Source organism: uncultured Anaerovibrio sp. (assembly GCF_947302755.1).
In the GTDB taxonomy this organism is placed as follows: domain Bacteria; phylum Bacillota; class Negativicutes; order Selenomonadales; family Selenomonadaceae; genus Anaerovibrio.
Genome location: NZ_CAMYWM010000181.1, coordinates 1 through 3,915 on the forward strand (window position 1 = coordinate 1; position 3,915 = coordinate 3,915).

The following is a 3,915-nucleotide window of genomic DNA, read 5'->3' on the forward strand; positions in this document are numbered from 1 at the left end:
TGCATTTATTATACCATATTCTTCTAATTATTGCTAGTATTTATAGATATTTAGTTGTGTTTATTAATTATTTGTCAGACACTATTTAGTTATTTTTGTTCCTTTGGGCTGCACTCTGCCAGCACCTTCATCAGCTTCTCTACCTGGCTGTCTGTGGTAGCCCAACTGGTGGCCAATCTCACCACGGTCTGCCCATTGGCGGTCTTCTCCCAAAAGCTGAACTCCACCTGCTGACTTAATCTGTTATATTCATCGTCCCTTAGGGTTATAAATATTTGATTGGTCGGTGAAGCAAAGGCCAGCCTGTAACCCTTGGAAGCAAGGCATTCCCGTATTTTCTCCGCTGCTTCCAGCGCTGTTTTTCCTATTGCCTCGTACAGACCATCTTCAAACAGCACATCAAACTGAATACCCAAGAGCCGGCCTTTAGCCAATAAAGCTCCATGCTGCTTCATAATGGTAAAAAAATGTGGTATTAATGCCGGATCCGGAATAACCACTGCCTCCCCCAGCATGGCTCCGCATTTAGTTCCCCCTATGTAGAAAGCATCACAAAGCCTGGCCAGGTCCTTCAGGGAAGCATCATTTTCCCTGCACCCCAAAGCATAGGCCAGCCTGGCCCCATCGACATAAAGATAAAGCTGCCGGCTTCGGCAAACCTGGCTAAGCTCCGTCAGCTCCTGCAATGAATACAAGGTGCCATACTCCGTTGGCTGGGAGATATACACCATGCCCGGTTTGACCATGTGATCATGATTTAAATCCTCTTCAAAGGCTTTACAGTACGCCTCAACAGCCTCAGCCGCTATCTTGCCGAGCTGGTGTGGAATGGTCAAAACCTTATGTCCGCCCACCTCTATAGCTCCTGCTTCATGAATGCTGATGTGCCCACTGTCAGGGGCAATAACTCCCTCATAGGACATAAGCAGGGCGTCAATTATTGTGGCGTTGGTCTGAGTCCCCCCCACCAGAAAATGCACAGCTGCTTGGGCACAGCCACAGGCTGTGCGTATGCGCTCTCTGGCGGCTTCACAGATTTCATCTGTTCCATAGCCCGGACTTTGCAACAGGTTAGTTTCCCCCAGCCTGTCTATGATTTTTGGGTGTGCCCCCTCCTGATAATCTGAAGCAAAACACAATTTATTGCAGCTCATATAGTCCCCTCCCCTATTTGTGAAAACCCCATTGTTATCATAAAAGCCATCACCCGTTTCCTGTGAAATTCCGTTTCCATACTGTAAGCGGCCTGCATAATGCCTTGCCTGCCATACTGTAAGCGGCCTGCATAATGCCCGGCCTGTCATACATTAATCGGACACAATATTCACCGGTGCACCGGCAAAGAAGCCGCGAATATTATCTGCTATTACACCAACCAGCCGCTGGCGGGTCTCCATGCCTTTCCAGCCCATGTGGGGGGTAAGAATAACATTGTCCAAGGTGAACAGGGGATTGTCCTCTGCCGGAGGCTCAAGCTCCTGAACGTCAAGGCCGGCACCAGCAATCTGACGGCTCTGCAAGGCCTTGATTAATGCCCCTTCATCTACCAGAGCCCCTCTGGAGGTGTTTATCAGAAAAGCGGATTTCTTCATCATGGACAGGGTCTTTTCATTAATCATATGACGGGTCTCAGGTGTCAGGGGACAATGAAGTGAAACCACATCACTGGCCTCCAGCAGCTCCTCCAGGGACACAAAGGTCATGTTGTCCTCATTCGGGTGCTGTCTTCTGGCGCAGCACAGAACCTTCATATCCATTGCCTGTGCAATGCGAATGACCTCACGTCCTATGTTACCGGTGCCAACCACACCTATTGTTTTCCCATTCAGCTCCACGTGCGGAACCTTCAAATGTTCAGTGAAGTTGCTTCGATCTCCCTTGGCCAGCATTTTGATCTGGGTCTGCATCGTGGAAGCAAGATTAAGCATCAGCATAACGGCAGTATGGGCTACTCTGTGGGAGCTATAGGCAGGAACGTTGCATACCCTTATGCCCCGTTCCTTGGCAGCCTCCAGTGCAATATTGTTGTAGCCGGTACCCGCTTCGCAGATTAGCTTCACGCTGTCCGGGAACTGCCTTATCATTTCGGAGGTCACCGGCATCTCCTTGGTTACCACTACACAGGCACCCTGAATTCTCTCAAGGACTTCTTCCTGTGTGCTGTCAGCATAGATTGTTACATCAGGAGACAAGGCGGAAAAATCCAGTTTGCCATCATAATCCATTTTTCCCGCATTCAGCACTACTACCTTTTCATTCATCACATTTTCCTCCCTTGCTTGTATATACTGTGAAAATTGTTCGCCCCAAAGTGGAAGCCCTTTAGTAAGCACCCGTTAGCGTGGGGTTAAAGCACAAAATCTCTCAAAGCCAAATCAATAAGCTTTACTGTATGGTCTGCCATAAATAGCGGAATGTTAAGCACACCGTCGTCCATACGTAGATTGTTCATGGAGAAACGAATCCTGATTTTAGTTTGTTCAGAAAATGTTTCAGCATATTTTTTTAGGCTGCGGCTTTTAACATTGGTATCAGCTTTCACTTCAATAGGAATAATATTATTTAAGTGTTGTACAATAAAATCCACTTCATAAGAAGGATTTATTCTTGACCAATAGTGTGGAGCTGCGTCAAAAAGAGGAATCAAGGATTGCAATACAAAATTTTCTGTCAAAGCACCCTTAAATTCTGTAAACAAGCGATTCCCCTCCCGAAAAGCTACCGGATCCAGCTGGGACAATCGACGCAACACACCCACATCCGCCAAATAGATTTTAAATGCACTTAAATCCTCATATCCTGCCAACGGAAGCCCCGGAGCTGATATACGAAATATTTTATAAGCTACTGATGCGTTAACCAACCACTCCAAAGCATCTTCATACTCTCTGGCTCTAGCACCTTCTTTTATCACATTGTATAAGAATTTCTTGTTTTCACGAGCCAGCTGTGAAGGAAGTGAGTGCCATACTCTATTTATCTTAGGAAATTCTCTGGTGTTGGGATGCTTCATAAAATCGCGTTCGTATGTACTTATAATTGTCATCAGTACTGATTGGATTTGTCCCACAGACTGTGTTTCTACCCATCTTTTAACAGCTTCAGGCATGCCGCCAGTTATAAAGTACATTTTTAGCTTTTCTGCCAACGGATTAAAAAATGCTTCCGGTATTGGTGAAATTTTATCCATTTGATTCAAATAATCCGCCAGATTATTGCTACCTGTAGCCATGAGAAATTCCTGAAATGTCATGGGGTACATATTCAATAAATCGACCTTGCCTACTGGAAAGGATGAAGGCTTGGCCAAAGCAATTCCTAACAAAGAACCAGCTGAGACCACATGATATTCTGGTGCATTTTCGCAAAAATATTTCAACGAATTTATAACCTCAGGACAATCCTGAATTTCATCGAAAATAATCAGGGTTTCACCTGGTACAATTTTCTGTCCCCCAGACATTGACAAATTAGGTATGATTCGCCGCACATCCTTTGTGGTGGAAAAAAATTCTCTGAATTCCGGATTTTCATCAAAACTAAAATACGCAATATTAGTATAATACCGACGGCCAAATTCCTTTAGCAACCATGTCTTGCCTGCCTGCCGCACACCTTGTACAATTAAAGGCTTGCGATAAGGAGATTTTTTCCAATCTAACAACTTCTGCATAGCCAGTCGTTCCATAGTAAACACCTCTTTTTATATAAAAGTGTGATTATTTACACATAATTATATATAATAATGTGATAGAAAACAAGAACACCTATTAGGGAATTCCATGCAGAGCTGCTAGGCAGTGTCTGCCCAATAACAGGCATATTTTAAATGACCATGTCATCGAAAATGACAAAATGAGATTTATAACGCCATTGTTCAAATTTTTCTTCTTTAGAAGAAAAATCTTCCAATTA

The 3,915-nt window shown here is 44.5% G+C and carries 3 protein-coding genes; all 3 read right to left on the minus strand.

The window, feature by feature from the left end; all coding sequences use genetic code 11:
• Window positions 1-89 precede the first annotated feature (89 nt).
• Complete coding sequence (locus tag Q0Y54_RS12095; protein WP_297968384.1) at window positions 90-1,154, minus strand: low specificity L-threonine aldolase; 1,065 nt, start codon at window positions 1,152-1,154, stop codon at window positions 90-92.
• 153 nt (window positions 1,155-1,307) lie between these two features.
• Window positions 1,308-2,261, minus strand: a complete 954-nt coding sequence (locus Q0Y54_RS12100) for a 2-hydroxyacid dehydrogenase (protein ID WP_297968386.1) — start codon at window positions 2,259-2,261, stop codon at window positions 1,308-1,310.
• 86 nt (window positions 2,262-2,347) lie between these two features.
• Complete coding sequence (locus Q0Y54_RS12105) at window positions 2,348-3,688, minus strand: ATP-binding protein (protein ID WP_297968388.1); 1,341 nt, start codon at window positions 3,686-3,688, stop codon at window positions 2,348-2,350.
• Window positions 3,689-3,915: the final 227 nt, after the last annotated feature.

Bases quoted from the DNA above. Each gene is read 5' to 3' on its own strand.
- Q0Y54_RS12095 (WP_297968384.1), bottom strand. From the start codon at position 1,154: ATGAGCTGCAATAAATTGTGTTTTGCTTCAGATTATCAGGAGGGGGCA.
- Q0Y54_RS12100 (WP_297968386.1), bottom strand. From the start codon at position 2,261: ATGAATGAAAAGGTAGTAGTGCTGAATGCGGGAAAAATGGATTATGAT.
- Q0Y54_RS12105 (WP_297968388.1), bottom strand. From the start codon at position 3,688: ATGGAACGACTGGCTATGCAGAAGTTGTTAGATTGGAAAAAATCTCCT.